The 21,393-nt window shown below is 70.7% G+C and carries 18 protein-coding genes; 7 read left to right on the plus strand and 11 right to left on the minus strand.

Annotated features, from left to right (window positions below; genetic code table 11):
• Positions 1 to 65: 65 nt before the first annotated feature.
• On the plus strand, positions 66 to 1,163 hold the full coding sequence (locus tag QFZ67_RS07110) for an adenosine deaminase (RefSeq protein WP_307660240.1): 1,098 nt from the start codon (positions 66 to 68) through the stop codon (positions 1,161 to 1,163).
• On the opposite strand, the gene QFZ67_RS07115 is transcribed toward QFZ67_RS07110, so the two are convergent.
• The 10 genes from QFZ67_RS07115 to QFZ67_RS07160 form a co-directional block, all read right to left on the minus strand.
• Positions 1,160 to 1,315 (minus strand): hypothetical protein, encoded by a 156-nt coding sequence (locus QFZ67_RS07115; RefSeq protein ID WP_307660241.1) that lies wholly within the window; start codon positions 1,313 to 1,315, stop codon positions 1,160 to 1,162. The two genes, QFZ67_RS07110 and QFZ67_RS07115, sit on opposite strands and share 4 nt — an antisense overlap.
• Before the next feature lie 212 nt (positions 1,316 to 1,527).
• Positions 1,528 to 1,902: a hypothetical protein gene (locus tag QFZ67_RS07120; protein WP_307660242.1), complete on the minus strand. Its 375-nt coding sequence runs from the start codon at positions 1,900 to 1,902 to the stop codon at positions 1,528 to 1,530.
• A 175-nt stretch (positions 1,903 to 2,077) separates the two neighbouring features.
• On the minus strand, positions 2,078 to 3,019 hold the full coding sequence (locus QFZ67_RS07125; RefSeq protein ID WP_307660243.1) for an LD-carboxypeptidase: 942 nt from the start codon (positions 3,017 to 3,019) through the stop codon (positions 2,078 to 2,080).
• A complete protein-coding gene (locus QFZ67_RS07130) occupies positions 3,016 to 5,055 on the minus strand; it encodes a prolyl oligopeptidase family serine peptidase (RefSeq protein WP_307660244.1) in 2,040 nt (679 codons plus the stop codon). Before QFZ67_RS07130 ends, QFZ67_RS07125 begins: the two co-directional genes overlap by 4 nt.
• Positions 5,056 to 5,067: 12 nt before the next feature.
• Positions 5,068 to 6,402, minus strand: coding sequence for a M20/M25/M40 family metallo-hydrolase (locus QFZ67_RS07135; RefSeq protein WP_307660245.1), 1,335 nt, complete (start codon positions 6,400 to 6,402; stop codon positions 5,068 to 5,070).
• The gene (locus tag QFZ67_RS07140) at positions 6,395 to 7,228 is read right to left on the minus strand and encodes a M55 family metallopeptidase (protein WP_307660246.1); all 834 of its coding nucleotides are present in this window, start codon (positions 7,226 to 7,228) and stop codon (positions 6,395 to 6,397) included. Before QFZ67_RS07140 ends, QFZ67_RS07135 begins: the two co-directional genes overlap by 8 nt.
• 74 nt (positions 7,229 to 7,302) lie before the next feature.
• Positions 7,303 to 8,022: a class I SAM-dependent methyltransferase gene (locus QFZ67_RS07145; RefSeq protein WP_307660247.1), complete on the minus strand. Its 720-nt coding sequence runs from the start codon at positions 8,020 to 8,022 to the stop codon at positions 7,303 to 7,305.
• A gap of 139 nt (positions 8,023 to 8,161) precedes the next feature.
• Positions 8,162 to 10,597, minus strand: a complete 2,436-nt coding sequence (locus QFZ67_RS07150; protein WP_307660248.1) for a SpoIIE family protein phosphatase — start codon at positions 10,595 to 10,597, stop codon at positions 8,162 to 8,164.
• Positions 10,598 to 10,728: 131 nt separating this feature from the next.
• The gene (locus tag QFZ67_RS07155; protein WP_307660249.1) at positions 10,729 to 13,107 is read right to left on the minus strand and encodes an MFS transporter; all 2,379 of its coding nucleotides are present in this window, start codon (positions 13,105 to 13,107) and stop codon (positions 10,729 to 10,731) included.
• A 189-nt stretch (positions 13,108 to 13,296) separates the two neighbouring features.
• Positions 13,297 to 13,740, minus strand: coding sequence for an SRPBCC family protein (locus QFZ67_RS07160; protein ID WP_307660250.1), 444 nt, complete (start codon positions 13,738 to 13,740; stop codon positions 13,297 to 13,299).
• Between the two features lie 136 nt (positions 13,741 to 13,876).
• Between QFZ67_RS07160 and QFZ67_RS07165 the strand changes: the two genes are divergently transcribed.
• Positions 13,877 to 14,911 carry an Rv2578c family radical SAM protein gene (locus QFZ67_RS07165; protein WP_307660251.1) on the plus strand — a complete coding sequence of 345 codons (1,035 nt, stop codon included), beginning with the start codon at positions 13,877 to 13,879 and terminating at the stop codon, positions 14,909 to 14,911.
• Positions 14,912 to 14,954: 43 nt separating this feature from the next.
• Complete coding sequence (locus QFZ67_RS07170; RefSeq protein ID WP_307660252.1) at positions 14,955 to 15,374, plus strand: RidA family protein; 420 nt, start codon at positions 14,955 to 14,957, stop codon at positions 15,372 to 15,374.
• On the opposite strand, the gene QFZ67_RS07175 is transcribed toward QFZ67_RS07170, so the two are convergent.
• Positions 15,371 to 15,934 carry an adenylosuccinate lyase gene (locus tag QFZ67_RS07175; protein WP_307660253.1) on the minus strand — a complete coding sequence of 188 codons (564 nt, stop codon included), beginning with the start codon at positions 15,932 to 15,934 and terminating at the stop codon, positions 15,371 to 15,373. The genes QFZ67_RS07170 and QFZ67_RS07175 overlap by 4 nt on opposite strands.
• A gap of 321 nt (positions 15,935 to 16,255) precedes the next feature.
• Between QFZ67_RS07175 and QFZ67_RS07180 the strand changes: the two genes are divergently transcribed.
• The 4 genes from QFZ67_RS07180 to ccrA all read left to right on the plus strand — a co-directional run bounded on the left by QFZ67_RS07180 (position 16,256) and on the right by ccrA (position 21,388).
• Entirely contained in the window at positions 16,256 to 18,037 is a 1,782-nt protein-coding gene (locus tag QFZ67_RS07180) for a 3-hydroxyacyl-CoA dehydrogenase family protein (RefSeq protein ID WP_307660254.1), read from the plus strand.
• 118 nt (positions 18,038 to 18,155) lie between these two features.
• On the plus strand, positions 18,156 to 18,995 hold the full coding sequence (locus QFZ67_RS07185) for a TetR family transcriptional regulator (protein ID WP_307660255.1): 840 nt from the start codon (positions 18,156 to 18,158) through the stop codon (positions 18,993 to 18,995).
• Between the two features lie 394 nt (positions 18,996 to 19,389).
• Entirely contained in the window at positions 19,390 to 19,686 is a 297-nt protein-coding gene (locus QFZ67_RS07190) for a helix-turn-helix domain-containing protein (protein ID WP_307660256.1), read from the plus strand.
• Positions 19,687 to 20,050: 364 nt separating this feature from the next.
• The gene (gene ccrA / locus QFZ67_RS07195; protein ID WP_307660257.1) at positions 20,051 to 21,388 is read left to right on the plus strand and encodes a crotonyl-CoA carboxylase/reductase; all 1,338 of its coding nucleotides are present in this window, start codon (positions 20,051 to 20,053) and stop codon (positions 21,386 to 21,388) included.
• The last annotated feature ends 5 nt before the right edge of the window (positions 21,389 to 21,393 follow it).

Genomic DNA, 21,393 nt, shown 5'->3' on the forward strand with positions numbered 1-21,393 from the left:
GCTGCGCCGGAGCGGGAGACCGCCGTCACGGCGCATCTCTCAGGCGTGCCGTACACTTCCGGCGCATGCACTTGTCTGACATCCTCCGCGCACCCAAGGCGGTCCTCCACGACCACCTCGACGGCGGCCTGCGCCCCGCCACGATCATCGAACTGGCCCGGGAGTGCGGCTACCGCGAGCTGCCCACCGAGGACCCGGCCGCGCTCGCCACCTGGTTCCGCGACGCCGCGGACTCCGGCTCGCTGGAGCGCTACCTGGAGACCTTCGCCCACACCTGCGCGGTGATGCAGACCCGCGAGGCGCTGGAGCGCATCGCGGCGGAGTGCGCCGAGGACCTGGCGGCGGACGGCGTCGTCTACGCGGAGGTGCGGTACGCCCCCGAGCAGCATCTGGAGCGCGGCCTGACCCTCGACGAGGTCGTCGACGCGGTCAACGCGGGCTTCCGGGAGGGCGAGCGCCGCGCCGGCGGCCGGATCACGGTCCGCGCCCTGCTCACCGGCATGCGCCACACCGAACGCTCCCTGGAAATAGCCGAGTTGACGGTAGCCCACCGTGAGCGCGGGGTCGCCGGCTTCGACATCGCGGGCGGCGAGATCGGCAACCCGCCGGCCCGCCATCTGCCGGCCTTCCAACATCTGAAGCGGCACAACTGCCACTTCACGATCCACGCGGGCGAGGCCGTCGGCGCCGAGTCGATCCACGAGGCGGTGCAGATCTGCGGCGCCGAGCGGATCGGGCACGGCGTCCGCATCACGGACGACATCACCGTGCACGACGACGGCACGGCGGACCTGGGTCATCTGGCCGCGTACATACGCGACAACCGCATCGCCCTGGAGGTCTGCCCGACGTCCAACCTCCAGACGGGCGCGGCGAAGGACTACGCCACGCACCCCATCGACCTGCTGCGCCGCCTCGGTTTCCGTATCACGCTCAACACGGACAACCGCCTGGTCTCCGGCACCACCATGAGCGAGGAGTTCCAGCACATGGCGGACGCCTTCGGCTATGGCCCCGAGGTCTTCGAGGCGTTCACGGTCGCCGCGGTCGAGTCGGCGTTCCTGCCGCTGCCGGAGCGCCGCCGACTGATCGACGAGGTGGTCCGGCCGGGGTACGCGGCACTGCGGGAGCAGGGCACGGTCCAGGACCCGGGCACGGTCTAGGACCCGGTGTCGGCGGAAGCGGTCTGGACGGAAGCGGTCTGGGCGACGAGGTCATTGAGGGTCTTGCGGGCGACGTCGGCGTGGGCGGGGTCGATCTCCATCCGGAAGGCCAGGTAGTAGAGCTCGTCGCCGACGTAGAAGCCGCGCAGCATCTGTACGCCTTAACATCGCGTTCGGCACCACAGCATGCGTGGCCTCGGTGTAGGTGATGGTCCGCTCGGGCCGCTTCCAGGCCGCCGCGTCCTTGACATGGAACCAGTCGAAGTCGCGGACAAAGGCGTCCTTCTGCTTCTCCGGGCAGGCAGTCCGACCGCACTTCTCGACCTCGGCCCACCACCTCAGGTAAACGGGCTCGTCCTTCCCCTCAACCCATCCGCTCCTCCCTGTCGTACGACTCACGCAGCCGACGGGCCAGGAGGGCGACGGCTGCGGTCAGTTCGCTCTCCGGTACGGACAGCTCGCGCCGGGTGCGGACCGCCCGCAGCAGGCCGATGAGCTGCCCCAGGGCGAGGAGCGCCAGCAGGACGCCTGCAATACGGCCCGGCAGTCCTGGCTGATCGAGCAGGACCGCGCCGGCGCTGCCGAGCGCCGCCAAGCCGACCACCCGGAGGGTGAGCGAGCGTACGGTCAGCGGCGGGAGATGGATATGGACCACGCCGGCCTGGAAGAGCCATCTGACCGATCCTCCGGAGAACCTGTTTTCGACATGCTCCGGAATGCCCTGCCCCCGTAACCGCATTGGCCCCCCATAACCGGCACAGTCCCGCGAGCCCATCGTCTCAGCCCAATGCCCCGCCTTCCACTGGTAGTTCAAGGATTCCCGGCGTCCCCCCGGGGCGCGCGGCAACAGGTGCGGGCTGCCGGCGAGGTGCCGGCCGGGCCCGCGGCCGCCCGCCTCCGGCCCGCAAGCGGCGTCAGAGCAGCGCGGGCTCGTCCAGCGTCAGCGTCCTCGCCTCCGCGTCCAGCACTGCCGCAACCCCCAGCGGCATCGTCAGCGCCGTCTCACTGTGCCCGAACCCCAGCTCCTCGATCACCGGGACGCCCAGCCCGCCGAGCCGGTCGAGCAGCACCGCGCGCACCTGTTCGTACGGACCGCACTCGGCCCAGGAGCCGAGCGCGACCCCCGCTACCCCGTCCAGCCAGCCGGAGCGCAGGAGTTGGGTGAGGATGCGGTCGAGGCGGTAGTCCTCCTCGCCCACGTCCTCGATCAGCAGCAGGCCGCCGCGGGCGGACGGCCTGGCGTGCGGGGTGCCCAGATCCGCGGCGAGCAGGCTGACGCAGCCGCCGAGAGTGATGCCCCGGGCGCGTCCCGGCACCATCGTGCGGGCCGTGTCCAGGCCGAGGGTGCGTACCGACTCGGGCTCGAAGAGCGTGGCCCGCAGCGACTCCTGGGTGGGGGCGTCCTTGAGGAAGGTGGCGGCGCCGACCATGGGGCCGTGCAGGGTGGCCAGGCCGGTCCGGACGGCGAAGGCTTCGTGGAGGGCGGTGACATCGCTGTAGCCGACGAAGAGCTTGGGGCCGGCCGCGCGTATCGCGGTCCAGTCGACAAGGTCGACCATGCGCTGGGCGCCGTAGCCGCCGCGGGCGCAGATGACGGCGGAGACCGACGGGTCGCACCAGGCCTCCGTCAGATCGCGGGCGCGGTCCCGGTCGGCCCCCGCGAGATACCAGAACCCGGGGTGCTGGTCGAGGACATGGGGCAGTACGACCGGGTCCAGGTCCCAGCCGCGCAGGATCTCCAGGCCCGCTTCGAGCCGTTCGCCGGGTACGGGGCCGCTGGGCGCCACGACGGCGACCTTGGCCCCGGGGCGCAGTCGCGCCGGGCGGGTCAAGGGCGTCAGGGGAGTGTGGGTCACTTCTTGAGCTCCAGCAGCGGGACGTCGGGGCGGCGGATGCCGAAGGTCTGGGCGTACAGGGACAGTTCGGACTCCAGGGCGCGGATCACGGTCTCGGCTCTGCGGAACCCGTGGCCCTCGCCCTCGAAGGCGATGTACGCGTGCGGGATGCCGCGCCCCGCCATTCGCGCCAGGAACCGCTCGCACTGCACGGGCGGGCAGATCACATCGTCCAGGCCCTGGAGCAGCAGGAACGGTGTGCTGATCCGGTCGCTGTGCTGCAGCGGCGAGCGCTCGCGGTAGCGGCCCGGGACTTCGGCAAGCGGACCTACCAGCGACTGAAGATACTGCGACTCGAAGTCATGGGTCTGGTCGGTGGCCCAGCTCACCAGGTCGAGGACGGGATAGATGATGGTGCCGCAGGCGTAGACATCGGTGGTGGTGAGGGAGGCGGCGGTGGTCCAGCCGCCCGCGCTGCCGCCGCGGATGGCGAACCGCGCCGGGTCGGCCGTGCCCTCGGCGGCCAGCGCCTCGGCCACGGCCGCGCAGTCCTCGACGTCGACGACGCCCCACTGCTCACGCAGCCTGTCGCGGTACTCCCTGCCGTACCCGGTGGAGCCGCCGTAGTTGACCTCGGCGACGCCGATGCCGCGCGAGGTGAAGTAGGCGATCTCCAGGTCGAGGACGAGCGGGGCATGGCTGGTGGGGCCACCGTGCGCCCACACCACGAAGGGCGGCAGCTCCTCGTCGGGCGCGATCCGGTCAGGGCTGTGGGGCGGATAGATATGGGCGTGGATCTCCCGGTTGTCGGGGCCGGTGAAGGTGCGGATCTGCGGCTCCGGGTAGTACACCGGGTCCACCGGGTCGTCGTGTGCCGAGCCGATGACCCGGGTCCGCCCGGTGGCGGTGTCGAGCTCGACGACCTCGTACGCGCTGCGGGGGCTGGCAGCGACCCCGATGACCCGGTCGCCGTGCACGGCGAGGGTGGACGCCCATTCGGTCCACGGCCCCGCGGCGTCGACGAGCTCGCCGGTCTCCGGGTCGAGTATCCCGAGGGCAGTGGCGCCCTTGCCGTGGATGACGGCGATCAGCCCGTTGTCCAGCGGGTGGAACCACTTGAGGCCGATCTTCCACAGCGGCCCGCCGAACTCCTCGCCGCGGCCCGGACAGAGGCCGGTGCTCGGCACGACGCCGGGAGGGACGCGGGGCACGACGCCGGGCGCGACGCCGGGGACCAGCGCCTCCGGCCGGATCCGCTGCAGCTCCCACCAGTTGCCGAGGTCGGAGACGAAGAGCAGAGAGCCGTCCGGGGCCCAGTCGACCTGGGCAACCGACTCGTCGGTGTCCCCGACGACCGGCCGCACGCCGCTGAACGGGCCGCCCGCCGTCACCTCGCCGAGCATCACGACCGTGCCGTCCCAGGGCATCTGCGGATGGTCCCAGGCGATCCAGGCGGCGTGCCGCCCGTCCGGCGAGAGCCGCGGCCCGGTGACGAAGCGGTGCCGGTCGTCGGAGAGCTCCCGCACCGCTCCCCGGTCCTCGGCAGCCGAGCCGTCCAGCGGCACGGCTGCGATCACCCGGCGTACGTCCGTGGGTGCCTCGCCCGTGAACTCCTCCAGTACGCACCAGACTTCGCCGCGCTCCAGCCGCAGCTGCGGGTCGACCCAGCGCAGCCCGCCGCCGACCGCCGACACCGGGGTGAGCGGACGCGGCACGGCGTCGGGCACGTCGGGCTCATAGGCATACAGCCGCTGGTCTGGGAAGTGGACGAACACGACGAGCGGGCCGCCGTCGGCGCGGCCGGCCCCGGCCCAGGGGTGCCCGCCGTACTCGATGACTCTGCTGCGAACATTCCACGGGGCGGGGAGCACCGACTCCTCGCCGCCGTCGGCCCGTCGGCGAATCAGGGCTCGCCTGCCGCCCTCGGTGGGGCGTGGCGCGGTCCACCACACCTCGTCGGCGACCATGCCGAGGAACTCCGGGCGCCCTTCGTGCGAGGCGGCGAGCGCCGCGTCGATGGGTGACGGCCAGGTTCCGTAGGCTCCCGTGGGTACCATTACCGACTCCCCCTATGCGGACCGCAGATAGTGGTCGAGAACCTTCACGCCGAAGTGCAGCGCCTCGACCGGAACGCGCTCGTCGACCCCGTGGAACAGTGCCGCGTAGTCGAAGCCGACCGGGAGCTTCAGCGGCGAGAAGCCGTAGCCGGTGATGCCGAGCCGGGAGAACTGCTTGGCGTCGGTGCCGCCCGGCATGCAGAACGGCACGACGTGCCCGTCCGGGTCGAAACGCTCGACAGCCGCGCGCAGCTTGGCGAATGTCGGGGAGTCGACGGGAGCCTGCAGGGCCACCTCGCCGTGGTGGAACTCCCACTCGACGTCCGGTCCTGTCAGCCGGTCGAGCGTTTCGCGGAACTCGGCCTCGCCGCCGGGCACCATCCGCCCGTCGACGTACGCGGTGGCATGCCCCGGAATCACATTGATCTTGTAACCGGCCTCCAGCATGGTCGGGTTGGCGCTGTTGCGCACTGTCGGCTCGACCAGTGCGGCGGCCGGCCCGAGCTTCGCCATCAGAGCGTCCACGTCGAAGTCGTCCGCGTGCACATCGGTCTCGATGCCGTGCAGCACGGCGAGTTCGGCCAGAGCGGCCCGCACCGTCGGCGTGAGCCGCACCGGCCACTGGTGCTCGCCGATCCGGGCGACGACAGCGGCGAGCCGGCTCACGGCGTTGGCCCGGTTGACCTTGGAGCCGTGTCCGGCCCTGCCGTGCGCGGTGAGCTTGAGCCAGGCTGTGCCACGCTCCCCGGCCGCGATCGGGTAGAGCGCCATCCCGGGTCCGGCGTGGAAGGTGAAGGCCCCGGACTCGCTGATCCCTTCCGTACACCCCTCGAAGAGACCGGGGTGGTGGTCGGCGAGGAAGCCCGAGCCGTCGATGGCGCTGGCCTCCTCGTCGGCGGTGTACGCGATCACGATGTCGCGCCGGGGCCTGATGCCGGCGCGCGCCCAGGCCCGGACGACGGCGAGGACCATCGCGTCCATGTTCTTCATGTCGACCGCGCCGCGGCCCCACACCACTCCGTCCCGGACCTCCCCGGAGAAGGGGTGCACGGACCAGTCGGCGGGCTCGGCGGGGACCACGTCCAGATGGCCGTGGACGAGCAGGGCATCGGCGGACGGGTCGGTGCCCTCGATCCGCGCGACGACATTGGTACGCCCCGGGGTGCGCTCCAGCAGGGTGGGCTCGATGCCGGCGCCGGCCAGCCGCTCGGCGGCATACTCGGCGGCGGGCCGCTCATGGCAGTCGCCACCGCCGCGGTTGGTGGTGTCGATACGGATCAGCTCGGAGGTGAAGGTCACCACCTCGTCGAGTGCCTGGCCGTCGATGTGCGTTGTCACGTCAGCCATACTGCTCCTCCACTGCCGCCGAGACGATCGTCGTGACCGCTTTGAAGGTGCGAATGCCCTCATACATGGTCTCGCTGGAGTACGCGACGCGACGCTCGCCGCTTCCCGCCACGCCCGGCACTACGGTGGCGGCCGCCGCGAGATGCTCCGCGTCGAACTCCAGCTCCACGGTGAACGGGCCGCCCCGCACCGGCTCGTGCCGTATGGCGAGGGCCGCCGCTTCCTTCGCGGCGCCGCGGATGTCGGACGCGGTGCGGCCCGGCGTGCGGCACACCGCCGCGTACCGCGAGACGTAGTCCTTCACCGCGACCTTGCGGGCCTGCGGCGCATAGCCGTCGGCGTCCACGCAGGTCAGGTCGTCGCCGGTCACCAGCACCACCGGCACGCCGTACTCGGCGACCACATGGGCGTTGAGCAGGCCCTCGCTCGCCCGCGCGCCGTCGAGCCAGACCCCCGTGATCGAGTTGGCGAGGTAGGTGTGGGCGAGCACCCCCTCCGCGCCGGCACCCGTGTGGTAGCCGACGAACGCGATGCCGTCCACGTCGCCGTGCTGCACGCCCTCCACCATCGACAGCGACTTGTGCTTGCCGGTGAGCATCTCCACCCGCTCGTCGAGCCGCTCCAGCAGCAAATTGCGCATGGTCCAGTGCGCTTCATTGATGAGCACCTCGTCGGCGCCGCCGTCGAAGAAGCCGAGAGCGGCTGCGTTCACATCGGAGGTGAACATGGTCCGGCAGCGCTCCCACTGGGGAGTGCCGGGCAGCACGTCGGCCGGCCAGGTCACACCGGTGGCGCCTTCCATGTCGGCACTGATGAGGATCTTCATGCCCGGAACGTTACGCGGCGCCTCCCACCCCCACCAGGCCTGTGGATAAGTGGCGGGAGCGCCCGGAATACCGCTCAGGACCGCCCGACCACGAACCACCGCGCCGGCAGCTCGATCCGGGTGCCGTCCGCCAGATACTCCGTCTGCGCGAGTGCCGTGTAGCCGCTCGTGAAGATGTCCAGGCCCGCCTCCGCCAGCAGGGCAGGCACCTCCTCGTCCGAGGCGTCCGCGGGCTTCAGCCCGTGTGCGAAGACCCTGCGCAGTTTGGGGGGCGGCCCGTCGGGTCCCTCGGCCGCCTGGCGCAGTACGTCCCTGGACGCCGAGACCAGCTCGACGACGAAGGCGCGCCCGCGCGTGCCCACGAGTTCGGCGACCGCATCGGCGACCGCCGCCCGGTTCTCCGGTCTGCTCTGGTGGATCACCGCACGCATATAGACGTGGCAGTCCCCGAGGCGCCGGTGCAGTTCCCTGACCGCCGCCCCATCCACCAGATTGAGCTGCTCGAACTCAGCGACCCCCGCGGCGTCGGCGCGGCGTGCGTGCTCGATCGCCGCATGCGAGAGGTCCACGCCGACCGCTTTCGGGAACCGTCCGGCCAGATAGCGGGTCTGCGTCCCGTTGCCGCAGCCCAGATCCACCATGGGCAGCGCCGTGTCCGCGTAGGGCAGCAGCAGTTCGGTGTGCGGCTCGGCGGTCAGTGACGGGTCGGAGTCCCAGATGGCCTCGCCCGGCGCGTCGCTCGTCTCGCGCCAGTAGCTTTCCCACGCGTTCCTGTAGTCCTCTGGCACATTCATGCGTGCGCTCCCCAGGTCCGGCACGGATGACGACGACGTACGGATACGACGGCGGCGTACCGATGTACGCCGGTACATCACGATAAGATCGTTCTACCGTCCGGAAGTTGACCGTACAAGGGACCTCGCGCGTTCCCTTTCACCCTCGGCGTCCGCCCCGCTGCGGACGCGGGAGCGCATGCTCGAACCAGACGGCCTTGCCGGCCGCCGTGCGGCTGCTTCCCCACTCCGTCGCCAGGCTGCTCACCACCCGTAGCCCGCGCCCGAACTCGTCCTCGGTGCTCGCGCTGAGCAGTGTCGGCAAGGCGTGATCGTCGTCGGAGACCTCGCACAGCAGGGTGTCGGAACGCACCAGACGCAGCTCCACATCGCCCTCGTGCGCATGCCGCACCGCGTTCGTCACCAGCTCGCTCACCATGAGCTCGACGTTCCAGGACAGTTCCGCCATACCCCAGCCGACGAGCTGTTCGCGGACCAGCCGCCGGGCCCGCCCCACCTCGCGCGGCTCGGGCGACAGCCGCCACTCGGCGACGTCCTCGGCAGCGATGCCGTTGAGCCGCGACATCAGCAGGGCCACGTCGTCCTTGCGCCCGCCCCGGGTGTTCAGCGCCCGGATGATGGTGTCGCAGGCGTCGTCCATGGAGGCGGCGGGGTGAGCGGCGGACTCGCACAGCGTGGCGAGGCCGACTCCGATGTCCTCGCCGCGCACCTCGACCAGTCCGTCGGTGCACATCACGAGGCGGTCGCCGGGCGCCACCTGGACTCGGACCGTCTCGAAGGGGACCCCGCCGACGCCGATGGGCGCGCCGGTGGGCAGCTCGAGCAACTCGCTGCGGCCGTCCTCGGCCCGGACCAGCACGGGCGGGATATGGCCCGCGTTGGAGATCTGAAGCTCGGAACGGATCGGGTCGTAGACGGCGTACAGACAAGTCGCCAGATACTGCTCGCCGAGCCGCCGTGCCAGGTCGTCGAGGTTGCGGAGCAGTTGCTCGGGCGGCAGTTCCATGGCGGCCATGGTCTGTACGGCGGTGCGCAACTGCCCCATCATCGCGGCCGAGTTGAGGCCGTGACCCATGACGTCGCCGACGACGAGCGCGGTGCGCGAGCCGGACAGTTTGATGGTGTCGAACCAGTCGCCGCCGACCCGGCCGAGCCGGGTGCCCGGCAGATAGCGGGTGGCGGCGTCGCAGCCCGCCCTGCGCGGGGCGACCTGCGGCAGCATGCTGTCCTGCAGCGTCTCGGCCACATTCTCCTGGTACGTGTACATGCGGGCGTTGTCGAGGACGAGACCGGCGCGGGCGGCGAGTTCGGCGCCGGTCGTCCGGTCCATGTCGTTGAACGCCTCCCGGTCCGGCCGCCGCATCAGCACCATGAAGCCGAGGACGACATTGCGCGCCTTGAGCGGCACGATCAGCATCGAGCGGTGGTTGATGAGGGGCCGCAGATCCCGCTTCTCGAACTGCCCGGAGATGCGGTTGCCCATCTCCTCGCTGATGAGCGGGATGAGCACCGGCTCTCCGGTGACCATGCACTGGAAGAACGGCGTGTGCTCGGGGAAGGCGATGGCTTCGCCGACCGGAACGGTGTCGTCCCAGCGGTTCGGTTCGTCGTTGTGCTCGACCCACACGCGGTGCCAGATGGTCGTCACGCCCGGCGGACCGTCCGGGAACCCCTCGCCCGCCAGCACGGCCGCACGCAGATGCGTCCCGGCGAAGTCCGCGAACCGGGGCACGGCGGCGCTGGTGACCTCGCGGATGGTCCGGGCCAGGTCGAGCGACGTACCAATGCGTCCGCTGACCTCGTTGAGGAACTCGAGCCGCTCGCGCACCGCGGCATACTCGAGATCCTGTTCGAGATCGGCCGTGTTCACCGGCTGCCCAGCCGCTGCGGCCGCTTCGGCGGCGCGCTGTCGCGCCTTGCGCTCCGCGCGCCGTGGCACACCCCAGTCGGGGGTCACAGGCACCCGGTCGTGATGGCTGAACTCCAGCACTGGATAGCCCAGATCGAGGACCTGGGAGACGATCCGCGTCGACTCCTGGACACTCATGTTCGGCAGGATCTCGGGGAGTCTGCGCGCCAGCTCGTCGAAGCCGGGGAACTCCGTGAATTCAGTGTGCAGGGCGAATCCGGGGGCGATGCGCTCGACGCTCTCGTCCCCGCCCCTGAACTGCGCGGCGTCCGCGGCCAGTACAAGCAGTCGCTCGGGGCCGGGTCCGACCATGGGGTACGCCCACCACAGCACGTCGACCTGGTCGCGCCCCGGCTCTGAGAGGCGGGCCCGGCCGGCCGCCGGAAAGGCGGTGAGGCCGTTCAGCGAGGCGTCGAGTCCGGGGCCAAGACCGCCGTAGGCGTCGTACCCCTCGTACTCGCCGTCCCTCGCCAGTGCGCCGGAGATGGGGAGTAACTCGATGACGGGCTCCCCCACCGCCTCCTCCCGGGTGGGGCCGAAGAGCCGCCGCGCTCCCGTCGACCAGTGCGACACCAGGCCGTCGCCGTCCACGACGACCACGGCAAGCGGAATCCGGCCGGCGACGGCGTACTGCTGCGGCGGTGTCGGCGGAACACCACTGTCCATGGGTGTCGGGCTCCTTCCCCGCCGCCAGGATCTGCGGCCTTGTCACCACGGTACGGCGCTGTGCAGTCCGCGCGCGGGGCAACGGCGGAATAGGCGGAACAGGTCGTGCGCCCGCGCCAACTGACCAGTAATCAGTCCTCGTGCCCCAGTTGGAGATCGCGTTCGGTGCGCCCGCCCCCGGCGACCTGCAGGACTGTCGCCACCGGCGGATAGCCGGCCGCGATCACCGTGTACTCCCCCGATGACAGATCGACGAACCGGAAGGTGCCGTCGGGGCCCGTGGTGAGGGTGTCCACCACATTGCCGGCCGCGTCGAGCAGCGTGACGCGCGCCTCCTCGACCGGGCGGCCGTCGCCGGCCCGCACCGTGCCCCGCAGCACCGCTCCACCCGCCAGCTCGACGTCCTGCCGGGTCTCGCGGGCCGCCTGCACGCTCACCGGGAGCGCGGCGGGCCTGAAGGCGGGGGCGCTCGCGGCGAGGGTGTACTCCCCCGCCACCAACTCCGTGATCACATAGCCGCCTTCACGGCCGCTGCGGGCGGTGGCGACGACATCGCCGCGTACGTCGGTGAGAGTCACCGCCGCGTCCCGCACGGGCGCGCCGTCCGCCGTCACGACGGTCCCGGCGAGCCGGCCCGCGCCGCCCAGGACCACATCGAGCTCGACCGGCCGCTCTCCGACGGTGACGGTGACTGCCTGTGGCTGGTGCCCGCCGGCCGCCGCGATCATGACGTACGAGCCGGCTCCGGGCACGCTCAGCGCATACCGTCCGTCCTCGCCGCTCGCGCCGCGTCCGATCTGGTGTCCCTGTACGTCGATGAGGGTGAGGGCGGCGCGCGGCACTGTGCTGCCGTCGTGGTGCTGGACGACGCCGCAGACCGGGACGCCCGAGGTGTACGCGGGTGCGCTGCGGGCCTGCGGTACGGATGCGGTCTCGGCGGCGGATGCGTTGTAGGACACCAGCGGTTTCTCCTTGAGGAAGAAGGCGATGAAGAGGCCGAGCGCGAGCACCGGCACCAGATGGAGGAAGATCCGCGGCATCGCGTCTGCGTACGCCTGGATGTAGCCGTCGCGCAGGGCGGGCGGCATGGCGTGGACCAGTTGCGGAGTGATGGATTGCGGGTCGGGCAGGCCCGCGCCGGCCGGGAGGCGGTCGGCGAGCGCGTCGGTGAGGCGGTCGGCGAAGAGCGTGCCGAAGACGGCGGCCCCGACGCTGCCGCCGACCTGCCGGAAGTAATTACTGGCGCTCGTGGCGGCGCCGAGGTCGGCCGGCGGCACGGCGTTCTGCACGGCGAGGATGAGGACCGGCAGCACCAGTCCGATGCCGACGCCGAGCACGGCCTGCCAGATGCTGTACTCGAGCCGGGGCGTGTCGGCCTCGAGCCGCGACAGCAGCCACATGCCGGCCACCGAGATCGCGCTGCCGAGTACGGGATAGATCTTGTAGCGGCCGGTACGGCTGATGAGCCGGCCGGAGACGATCGAGGCGGCGACGATGCCGCCCATCATCGGGAACATCAGCAGCCCGGACTCGGTGGCGCTGACGCCGTCGACCATCTGCAGAAAGGTCGGCAGATAGCCGGCCGTGCCGAAGAGGGCGACGCCGACGACCGCGCCGACGAGGCTGGTGATGTTGAAGATCGAGTCGCGGAACAGCCGCAGCGGGATGATCGGTTCGGGCGCGTAGTGCTCAACGACCGTGAAGAGCAGGATGGTTCCTGCCGCGCCGGCCGCCAGTCCCAGCATGACGCGCGAGCCCCAGGCGTGCTCCGTGCCGCCCCAACTGGTCAGGAGCACCAGGCAGGTGGAGGCGGCGGCGAGGAACAGCGCGCCGAGGACGTCGAGCCGGGCGCGCGCGGCGGGCTTGGGGAGCTTGAGCACCACGGTGACGACGAGCAGGGTCACCACGCCGAAGGGGACGTTGAAGTAGAAGCACCAGCGCCAGGAGACATGGTCGGTGAAGAAGCCGCCGAGCAGCGGGCCCGCGACGGACGCGAGTCCGAAGGCCGCACCGATGAGTCCCATGAACCGGCCGCGCTCCCGGGCCGGGACGATGTCCGCGATGATCGCCTGCACACCGATCAGGAGACCGCCGGCGCCGATGCCCTGGATGGCGCGGAAGGCGATGAGTTCGTCCATGCTGCGTGACCAGCCCGCAAGCGCGGAGCCGATGACGAAGACGACGATCGCGAACTGGAAGACGCCCTTGCGGCCGAAGAGGTCGCCGAGTTTGCCGTAGATCGGCAGGCCGATGGTGGCGGTGAGGAGATAGGCGGTGATCGCCCAGGGCATCCGGTCCAGGCCCTGGAGCTCGCCGACGATCTTCGGGAGGGCGGTGGCGACGATCATCTGCTCGAGCGCGGCGAGCATCAGCGCGAGCATCAGGCCGAAGAAGACGAGGCGTACGCGGCGCGGGCTGAGCGCGGTGGCCTCGGCCGGATCGGTATGCGGAGGCGGTGCGGCCGCGGCCGGAGCCGCCCGCTCGTCCTTCACCAGAGTGATCCCGCCCACGTCCCTGCTCCCCTCGTCGCGCCTGCGCGGGCCCATTTCTCGCATTACGCGACAACTGCGGGCAAGCGCGACGAGCTGCTGTGGGAGACATGAGTGGCGGCTTATGCGCCGGTCGGAGCCCCTACGGCGTACAACAACCCCCGTACGGAAACCACTCGAAACGGTGAGCGGGAGAATAATCCCGACGGGCTACTTCTCGACCTCGGCGGCGAGCTTGGCGAGCACCTCGTCGTAGATCCGCCCAAGTCCCTTGGGGGCGAAGGTCTTCTCGAAGAATCCACCGATGCCGCCGGCGCCGTTCCAGACTGTGGTGACGACGGCTTTGGACTTCCCCTCGCCGGCCGGGGTTACGGTCCAGGTGGTGACCATCGAGGAGTTGCGGTCCTTCTCGACCAGCTGTCCCTCGGTGGGCTCGGCCACTTCGAGCAGGCAGTCGCGGATGCGCTTGCTGGTGGCCTGGAGCTTCCAGTGGACGAGGGTGCCCTCGCCGTCGCCGCCCTCCCGGACCTCGTACTCACTGAAGTGCTCGGGCAGGATCTTCGCGCGGGTGTTCTCGTAGTCGGCCAGTGCGTCGAACACCTTCTCCGCGTCCGCCGAGATGATCCGTTCCGTGGTGGCCTCGACCTGCGCCATTCCTGTTCCTCCAGCACTCGGTTCTTCGGGGGCTGCGGCTAGCCAACCACCTCGGGTGCGGCCGACAGAAATCGGGGTTGCAGCGATCAAGGGAACAAGTGTTCTATTCTGGGGTCACTGCTACCCAGGAGGCGCCATGCGCTGGGACAATCTGGTCGAGAACCCCACCACAGCCGGGGACACCGCGCTTTTCGGTACGTCAGCGGTGACGACCCGGACCTTCGACACGCCCGAATTCCGCGGCATCACCTTCCACGAGGTCCGCGCCCGCTCGATCCTGAACCGGGTGCCGGGCGCCTCACGGATGCCGTTCGAGTGGACCGTCAACCCCTACCGGGGCTGTACGCACGCGTGTGTGTACTGCTTCGCCCGCAAGACACACAGCTATCTGGACCTCGACACCGGGCTCGGCTTCGACTCCCAGATCGTCGTGAAGATCAACGCGCCGGAGCTGCTGCGCCGGCAGCTGGCCTCGCGGCAGTGGCAGGGCGCGCATATCGCGATGGGGACGAATGTCGACTGCTATCAGCGGGCGGAGGGACGCTACCGGCTGATGCCGGGCATCATCTCGGCCCTGCGCGACCACGCGAATCCGTTCTCGATCCTCACCAAGGGCACGTTGATCCTGCGCGATCTGGATCTGCTGCGGCAGGCGGCACAGGTGACGGAGGTCGGGATCTCGGTCTCGGTCGGCTTCACGGACCCCGAGTTGTGGCGCACGGTCGAGCCGGGCACGCCGTCGCCCGAGCGCCGTCTCGATGTCGTACGCACTCTCACCGATCACGGCATCGGCTGCGGGGTGCTGATGGCGCCGGTCATCCCCTTCCTCGGTGACCATCCTGACCAGCTGCGCGCGACCGTACGTGCGATCGCCGCGTCCGGGGCGACGTCGGTGACCCCGCTGGTGCTGCATCTGCGGCCCGGCGCGCGTGAGTGGTTCATGGCATGGGTGGCGCAGCACCATCCGCATCTGGTGCGGCGGTACGAGCGGCTGTACGCGGAGGGGGCGTACGCGCCGAAGTGGTACCAGCGCCGGATCACCCGCCATGTCCACGAACTGGCCGCGGAGTTCGGGATAGGCCCGGCCGACCGGGGTGTGCCGCGGCGTATCCCGATGCCGCCGGAGCCGGATCCGGCGGGGCCTGAACCGACCCAGCTCACCCTGCTCTGAGCCTGGCGGCCGGATTGTCAGTGGCGTGCGCGAGGATGGCCGCATGACTGTTCAGCTCACCCATGTGAAGGCCCCCGAAGGCGTCGCCCCCGGTACCGGCTACAGCCATGTGGTCTGGGGGACCGGGCGGTTCGTCGCGATATCGGGGCAGTGCGCCTTCGACGAGGACGGCAAGGTGGTGGGCGAGGGCGACCCGGCGGCGCAGGCGCGGCAGGTCTTCGAAAACCTCCGCCGCTGTCTCGCGGCGGCGGGCGCGACCTTCGACGACGTGGTCAAGCTGACGTACTTCGTCACCGATGTGGCACACCTCCCGGCGGTCCGGGCAGCGCGCGACGAGGTGATCGACGCCGGACGGCTCCCGGCGAGCTCGGCGGTCCAGGTCGCCGCGCTGTTCCGGCCCGAACTGCTCGTCGAGATCGAGGCGTTCGCGCTGGTCGGGGAGGAGGGCCAGCCGGTCGTCTAGAGGCGGGCCAGCGACGCCTCCGCCGCTGCCGTCAGTCTGGGGTGTGTGCGTGCCAGTCTCAGCACGTCCCCCGCTCGTTTGTCGCCCAGGGCGCCCAGACCCTCGACGCAGGCCAGGGCCAGGCGCCAGTGGGGGTCGCCCGGGGACAGGCGGCGGCGGAGGACCGTGATCAGTGCTGGGACCGACTCCGGGGCCCGCAGGCGGGTGAGCAGCCGGACCGGGACCAGGGCATAGGCGACGCGCAGCTCATTCGTGGCGAGCGCCGCCGCCGCGCGGGGGGTGCGGGGGTCCGCCAGGCGGGACAGGGCGTGGGCCGCCGAGACGCAGCGTTCCGGGTCGCGGTGGTTCAGGAGCAGCACCAGCGTCTCGAAGGCACGCCGGTCCCGCCCGCAACCCAGCCGGAAGGCCGCAATCTCCCGCGCCCACAGGGGCCGTTCATGTTCGGTGAGGACTCCTGCGAGCTCCTCCCGGTCCTCCGTGGCCAGCAGCCGTTCGTACGCAACCGAGCCGCCCGACTCGGCCCGCAGCCGCCGCGCCAGCGAACGTAACTCCTCATCCATGGTGGCCAGCGTATCGGCGACGCCGCGGCGATCCAGATCACACCGGCCCAGGTCTGGCGCGCTCGTTACTCGCGGGTTAATCTCAAGTGAGCGGGTAACCCCCGCACAGCTCACGGTGGCCTGGTGACGCAGCCGCCGCGAGTGCTTGTCGGTTCGGTAGTTCTGCACATGAATTCCGCATATGCGTGAGTACGACGCGACTCCGGGACAGAGTCCGTCGGCCCCGCACCACGACACGCAATTGGCGTGCGCCCCGCCCCCCTTGGCGTTCTCGGTCGCGCGCGCCCCTCATCAGTCGTCACTCATCCCTGGAGTCCCCCGATGGACACCCCTCTGCACACCATTGCCGTCGTCGGCCTCGGCACCATGGGCACCGGCATCGCCGAAGTGCTCGCCCACGCCGGCCGTGAGGTCATCGGCATCGACATCAGCGACGCCGCCGCCCACCAGGCCGTCACCGCGCTCGAAGCCTCCACCGCCCGCGCCGTCGAGCGCGAGCGGATCACCGAGGAGGAGCGGCGCAACACCCTCGCCCGCTTCCGCACCTTCTCCGACCTGCAGGCCGCCGCCGACGCCGATCTCGTGATCGAGGTCGTGTCCGAGTCGTACGAGGCCAAACAGCAGGTCTTCCGCGCCCTGGACTCCATCGTGCGCCCCGGCACCATCCTCGCCACCGGCACCAACGCCCTCTCGGTGACCCGGCTGGCCGCGGACTCCGCCCACCCCGAGCGCGTGCTCGGCCTGCACTTCTTCAACCCGGCACCGGCGATGAAGCTGGTCGAGGTCGTCTCCTCGGTGCTGACCTCGCCGCAGGCCGTCGAGGCCGTCACCGCGCTCGCCCGCGAACTCGGCAAGGAGCCGGTCGCGGTCGGCGACCGGCCCGGCTTCGTCGCGGACGGGCTGCTGTTCGGCTATCTCAACCAGGCCGCCGCGATGTACGAGGCGAAGTACGCCTCCCGCGAGGACATCGACGCGGCAATGAAGCTGGGCTGCGGGCTGCCGATGGGCCCGCTCGCGCTGCTCGACCTGATCGGCATCGACACCGCACGTACCGTCCTGGACGCGATGTACGCGGAGTCCCGCGACCGGCTGCACGCCCCGGCCCCCATCCTCAAGCAGCTCAGCGAGGCGGGCCTGACCGGCCGCAAGTCGGGCCGCGGTTTCTACACCTATGCCGCCTCCGGCACCTCGGACCTGGTCCCGGACGCCCTCACCCCGCAGCCGGCGGCCGAGGCGGCGACCGGCCGCGACGTCAGCTCGGTCGGCGTCGCCGGCTCAGGCACGATGGCGAGCGGCATCGCTGAGGTCTTCGCCAAGGCCGGTTACGACGTGGTGCTCGCCGCCCGCAGCCTGGAGAAGGCTGAGACGGCGAAGTCCCGTATCGCCAAGTCCCTCTCCCGCTCGGTCGACAAGGGCCGCATGACGGCCGAGGCCCGCGATGCGACGCTGGCCCGCATCGCCCCGGCCGGCTCGCTCGACGCGTTCGCCGAGGTCGACCTCGCGGTGGAGGCGGTGGCCGAGGATCTGGAGGTCAAGCAGCAGCTCTTCGCCACCCTCGACAAGATCTGCAAGCCGGGCGCGGTGCTCGCCACCACCACTTCCTCGCTGCCCGTCGTCGCCTGCGCCCGCGCCACCTCGCGCCCGCAGGACGTCATCGGCATGCACTTCTTCAACCCTGCGCCGGCGATGAAGCTGGTCGAGGTGGTCCGTACCGTTCTTACCTCCGACGAGGTCCACGCCACCGTCCGCACGGTGACCGCGAAGATCAAGAAGCACCCGGTGGACTGCGGCGACCGGGCCGGCTTCATCGTGAACGCCCTGCTCTTCCCGTACCTCAACAACGCGATCAAGATGGTCCAGGAGCACTACGCGACGCTGGACGACATCGACGCCGCGATGAAGCTGGGCGGCGGCTATCCGATGGGCCCCTTCGAGCTCCTCGACGTGGTCGGGCTCGACGTCTCGCTCGCCATCGAGAAGGTTCTGCACCGCGAGTTCCGCGACCCGGGCCTGGCTCCCGCGCCGCTGCTCGAGCACCTGGTGGCCGCGGGCTGCCTCGGCCGGAAGACGGGGCGTGGCTTCCGCGAATATGCCCGGCGCTGATCACACCGCGGGCTGGGGCGGGCTGCTTGATCCTTCGGACGGCCCGCCCCCCGCATCGGGTGGGGGCCTCCCCGGCCCGCAGGCGCGCTCGGCTGCACGAATGCAGTACGTTCAGCTCATGCCCCAGCCCGCCAAGCCCACCCGTGCCAAAGCCACGTCAGACGCTCCGGAAAGTGCCGCAGGCAGTCGCGCCGCCGCGCAGCGCCTCAAGATGCGGCGCGAGCTGGCGGCCGCGGCGATGGAACTGTTCGCGACCAAGGGGTACGAGGCGACGACAGTCGACGAGATCGCCGCCGCGGCCGGGGTCGCCCGCCGGACCTTCTTCCGCCACTTCCGCTCCAAGGAAGAGGCGATCTTCCCGGACCACGACGACACACTCGTACGCGCCGAGGCGGTGCTGAACGCGGCCCCGGCCCACGAGCACCCGCTGGACACCGTCTGCCGGGGCATCAAGGAGGTCATGCGGATGTACGCGGCCTCCCCGGCGGTCTCCGTGGAGCGCTACCGCCTCACCCGTGAGGTGCCCACCCTGCGGGAGCGGGAGATCGCCTCGGTGGCCCGCTACGAGCGGCTGTTCACGCGCTATCTGCTGGGCCATTTCGACGAGCGCGACCACCACGACGGCAACGACGACCCGCTGCTGGCGGAGGTGGCCGCGTCCGCGGTCGTCACCGCGCACAACCATGTGCTCCGCCGCTGGCTGCGGGCGGGCGGGCAGGGGGATGTGGAGTCCCAGCTGGACCATGCGTTCGCGATCGTCCGCGACACGTTCGGCTCGGGCATCGGCGCGGGCCGCGCCCCGCAGGGCGAGCGGCCCGAGCGGACCGAGCGGACCGGTCCGGCGGCGGTGTCGACGCGCACCAGCGGCGACGTGCTGGTGACGGTGGCCCGTACCGACGCACCGCTCGACGAGGTCATGCGCACCATCGAGCGGGCGCTGGGCGACAGCAGGGGCTGACCCCGGCGCTCCGCCCCGGACCCCGCGCCTCAAACGCCGGCGAGGCTGAAATTGGCCCCGTCCGACCTGGGGCTCTGCCCCAGACCCCGCTCCTCAATCGCCGGAGGGGCTCCATTGGAGCCCGTTGGGGGTCCCCCCGGACGGGCTCTGGGGGAGATTGAGGACACGGCCGAAGGCCGTACCCCCGCCGCAGGCGTCAGCCCGCCCCGCCGCCTCCGCGCCGTCCGCGCCGGGTCGAACGTCGCCGCGAGACCTGGGTCCGGTTGAGAACGGCCTTGGCCTCCTCGACGCGGCCCTTGCTCATCAGCCAGCGCGGGGATTCGCGGCCGCGGCCCTGCGGATCGGCTCTGCGCTGGCCCCGGGGGCGAGGGTCTTCGCGGTCGCCGAGCTACGGGTGCCACAGCTGGTGGCCGCCGCGGTGCGCCAGGAGCGGTCCCGGTACACCGAGTCGGTGCTCGGGAGCCTGCACGAGCGCGGCGGCTGGCCGGCGCTGCGCGAGACCCTGATCGCCTGGGCCGAGGGCGGCTTCAGCCTGCTGCGCGCGGAGCGGCTCGGGGTGCACCGCAATACGCTGCTGTACCGGCTGGACAAGATCGATCAGCTGTCGGGGCAGCGGGGTGCGCGAGCCGGGGGCGGCGATCGCGCTCTATCTGGCGTGTCTGGGGATCTGCTGGACACCCGGCCCGAGTGAAATCTGAGCGCACACAACAGCACACGGAATGTAACGGTCACCCCTCCAGAGGCGGCCATTGTTGCTCATACGTGCCCGCCAGATGACGGCTGAGAGAAATTCCTGGCACCCAGTGTCTTGCGAGCTGGCACAGCGTGCCATACGTTGAAGGAGTCCGGGCGGCCGGCGTGCAGAGACCATTCGTACGTCGGCTGTCCCCGCAAACCATCGTGTATGCGCGCCCGGACGCCTGCGTCACAGGCAACCTCCCGCGCCCACCAGCGCTGCCAAGCACCACCCGCCGAACCGACGGCACACCTCCACAGCAGCAGCACCCCGACGTTCCCCTCAGCGTTCCCGCAACGCGCTTCGCCGGAGGCACCCCGTGAAGGAAATCCTGGACGCGATCCAGTCGACGGACAGCACGCCCGCCGACTTCGCCGCACTCCCCATCCCCGACTCGTACCGCGCGGTGACCGTGCACAAGGACGAGGTCGAGATGTTCGCCGGCCTCGAGACCCGCGAGAAGGACCCCCGCAAGTCCCTCCATGTGGAGGACGTGCCGGTGCCCGAACTCGGCCCGGGCGAGGCCCTGGTGGCGGTCATGGCCAGTTCGGTGAACTACAACTCCGTCTGGACCTCTATCTTCGAGCCGATGGCCACCTTCGGCTTCCTGGAGCGGTACGGAAAGCTCTCCGAGCTCACCAAGCGGCACGATCTGCCGTACCACGTCATAGGCTCCGACCTCTCGGGTGTCGTGCTGCGCACCGGCCCCGGCGTCAACGCCTGGAAGCCGGGCGACGAGGTTGTCGCGCACTGTCTCTCGGTCGAGCTGGAGTCCTCGGACGGCCACAACGACACGATGCTCGACCCCGAGCAGCGCATCTGGGGCTTCGAGACCAACTTCGGCGGTCTGGCCGAGGTCGCCCTCGTCAAGTCCAACCAGCTGATGCCCAAGCCGGGCCACCTCAGCTGGGAGGAGGCCGCGGCCCCGGGCCTGGTCAACTCCACCGCGTACCGTCAGCTCGTCTCGCGCAACGGCGCGGGCATGAAGCAGGGCGACAACGTGCTGATCTGGGGCGCGAGCGGCGGACTCGGTTCGTACGCCACCCAGTTCGCACTGGCCGGTGGCGCCAACCCGATCTGTGTGGTCTCCAGCGACCAGAAGGCGGACATCTGCCGCGCGATGGGCGCCGAGGCGATCATCGACCGCAACGCCGAGGGCTACAAGTTCTGGAAGGACGAGCACAACCAGGACCCGCGCGAGTGGAAGCGCTTCGGCAAGCGCATCCGTGAACTCACCGGCGGCGAGGACGTGGACATCGTCTTCGAGCACCCCGGCCGCGAGACCTTCGGCGCCAGCGTCTACGTGACCCGCAAGGGCGGCACGATCGTCACCTGCGCATCGACGTCGGGCTACAACCACGAGTACGACAACCGCTATCTGTGGATGTCGCTGAAGAAGATCGTGGGCTCGCACTTCGCCAACTACCGCGAGGCGTGGGAGGCCAACCGCCTGGTCGCCAAGGGCAAGATCCACCCGACCCTGTCGAAGGTCTACTCGCTCGAGGACACCGGCCAGGCCGCCTACGACGTGCACCGCAACCTCCACCAGGGCAAGGTCGGCGTGCTCGCCCTCGCTCCGCGCGAGGGTCTGGGCGTGCGCGACGAGGAGCTCCGCGAGAAGCACATCGACGCCATCAACCGCTTCAGGAATGTCTGAGGTTT

Source organism: Streptomyces sp. V1I1 (genome assembly GCF_030817355.1).
In the GTDB taxonomy this organism is placed as follows: Bacteria; Actinomycetota; Actinomycetes; order Streptomycetales; family Streptomycetaceae; genus Streptomyces.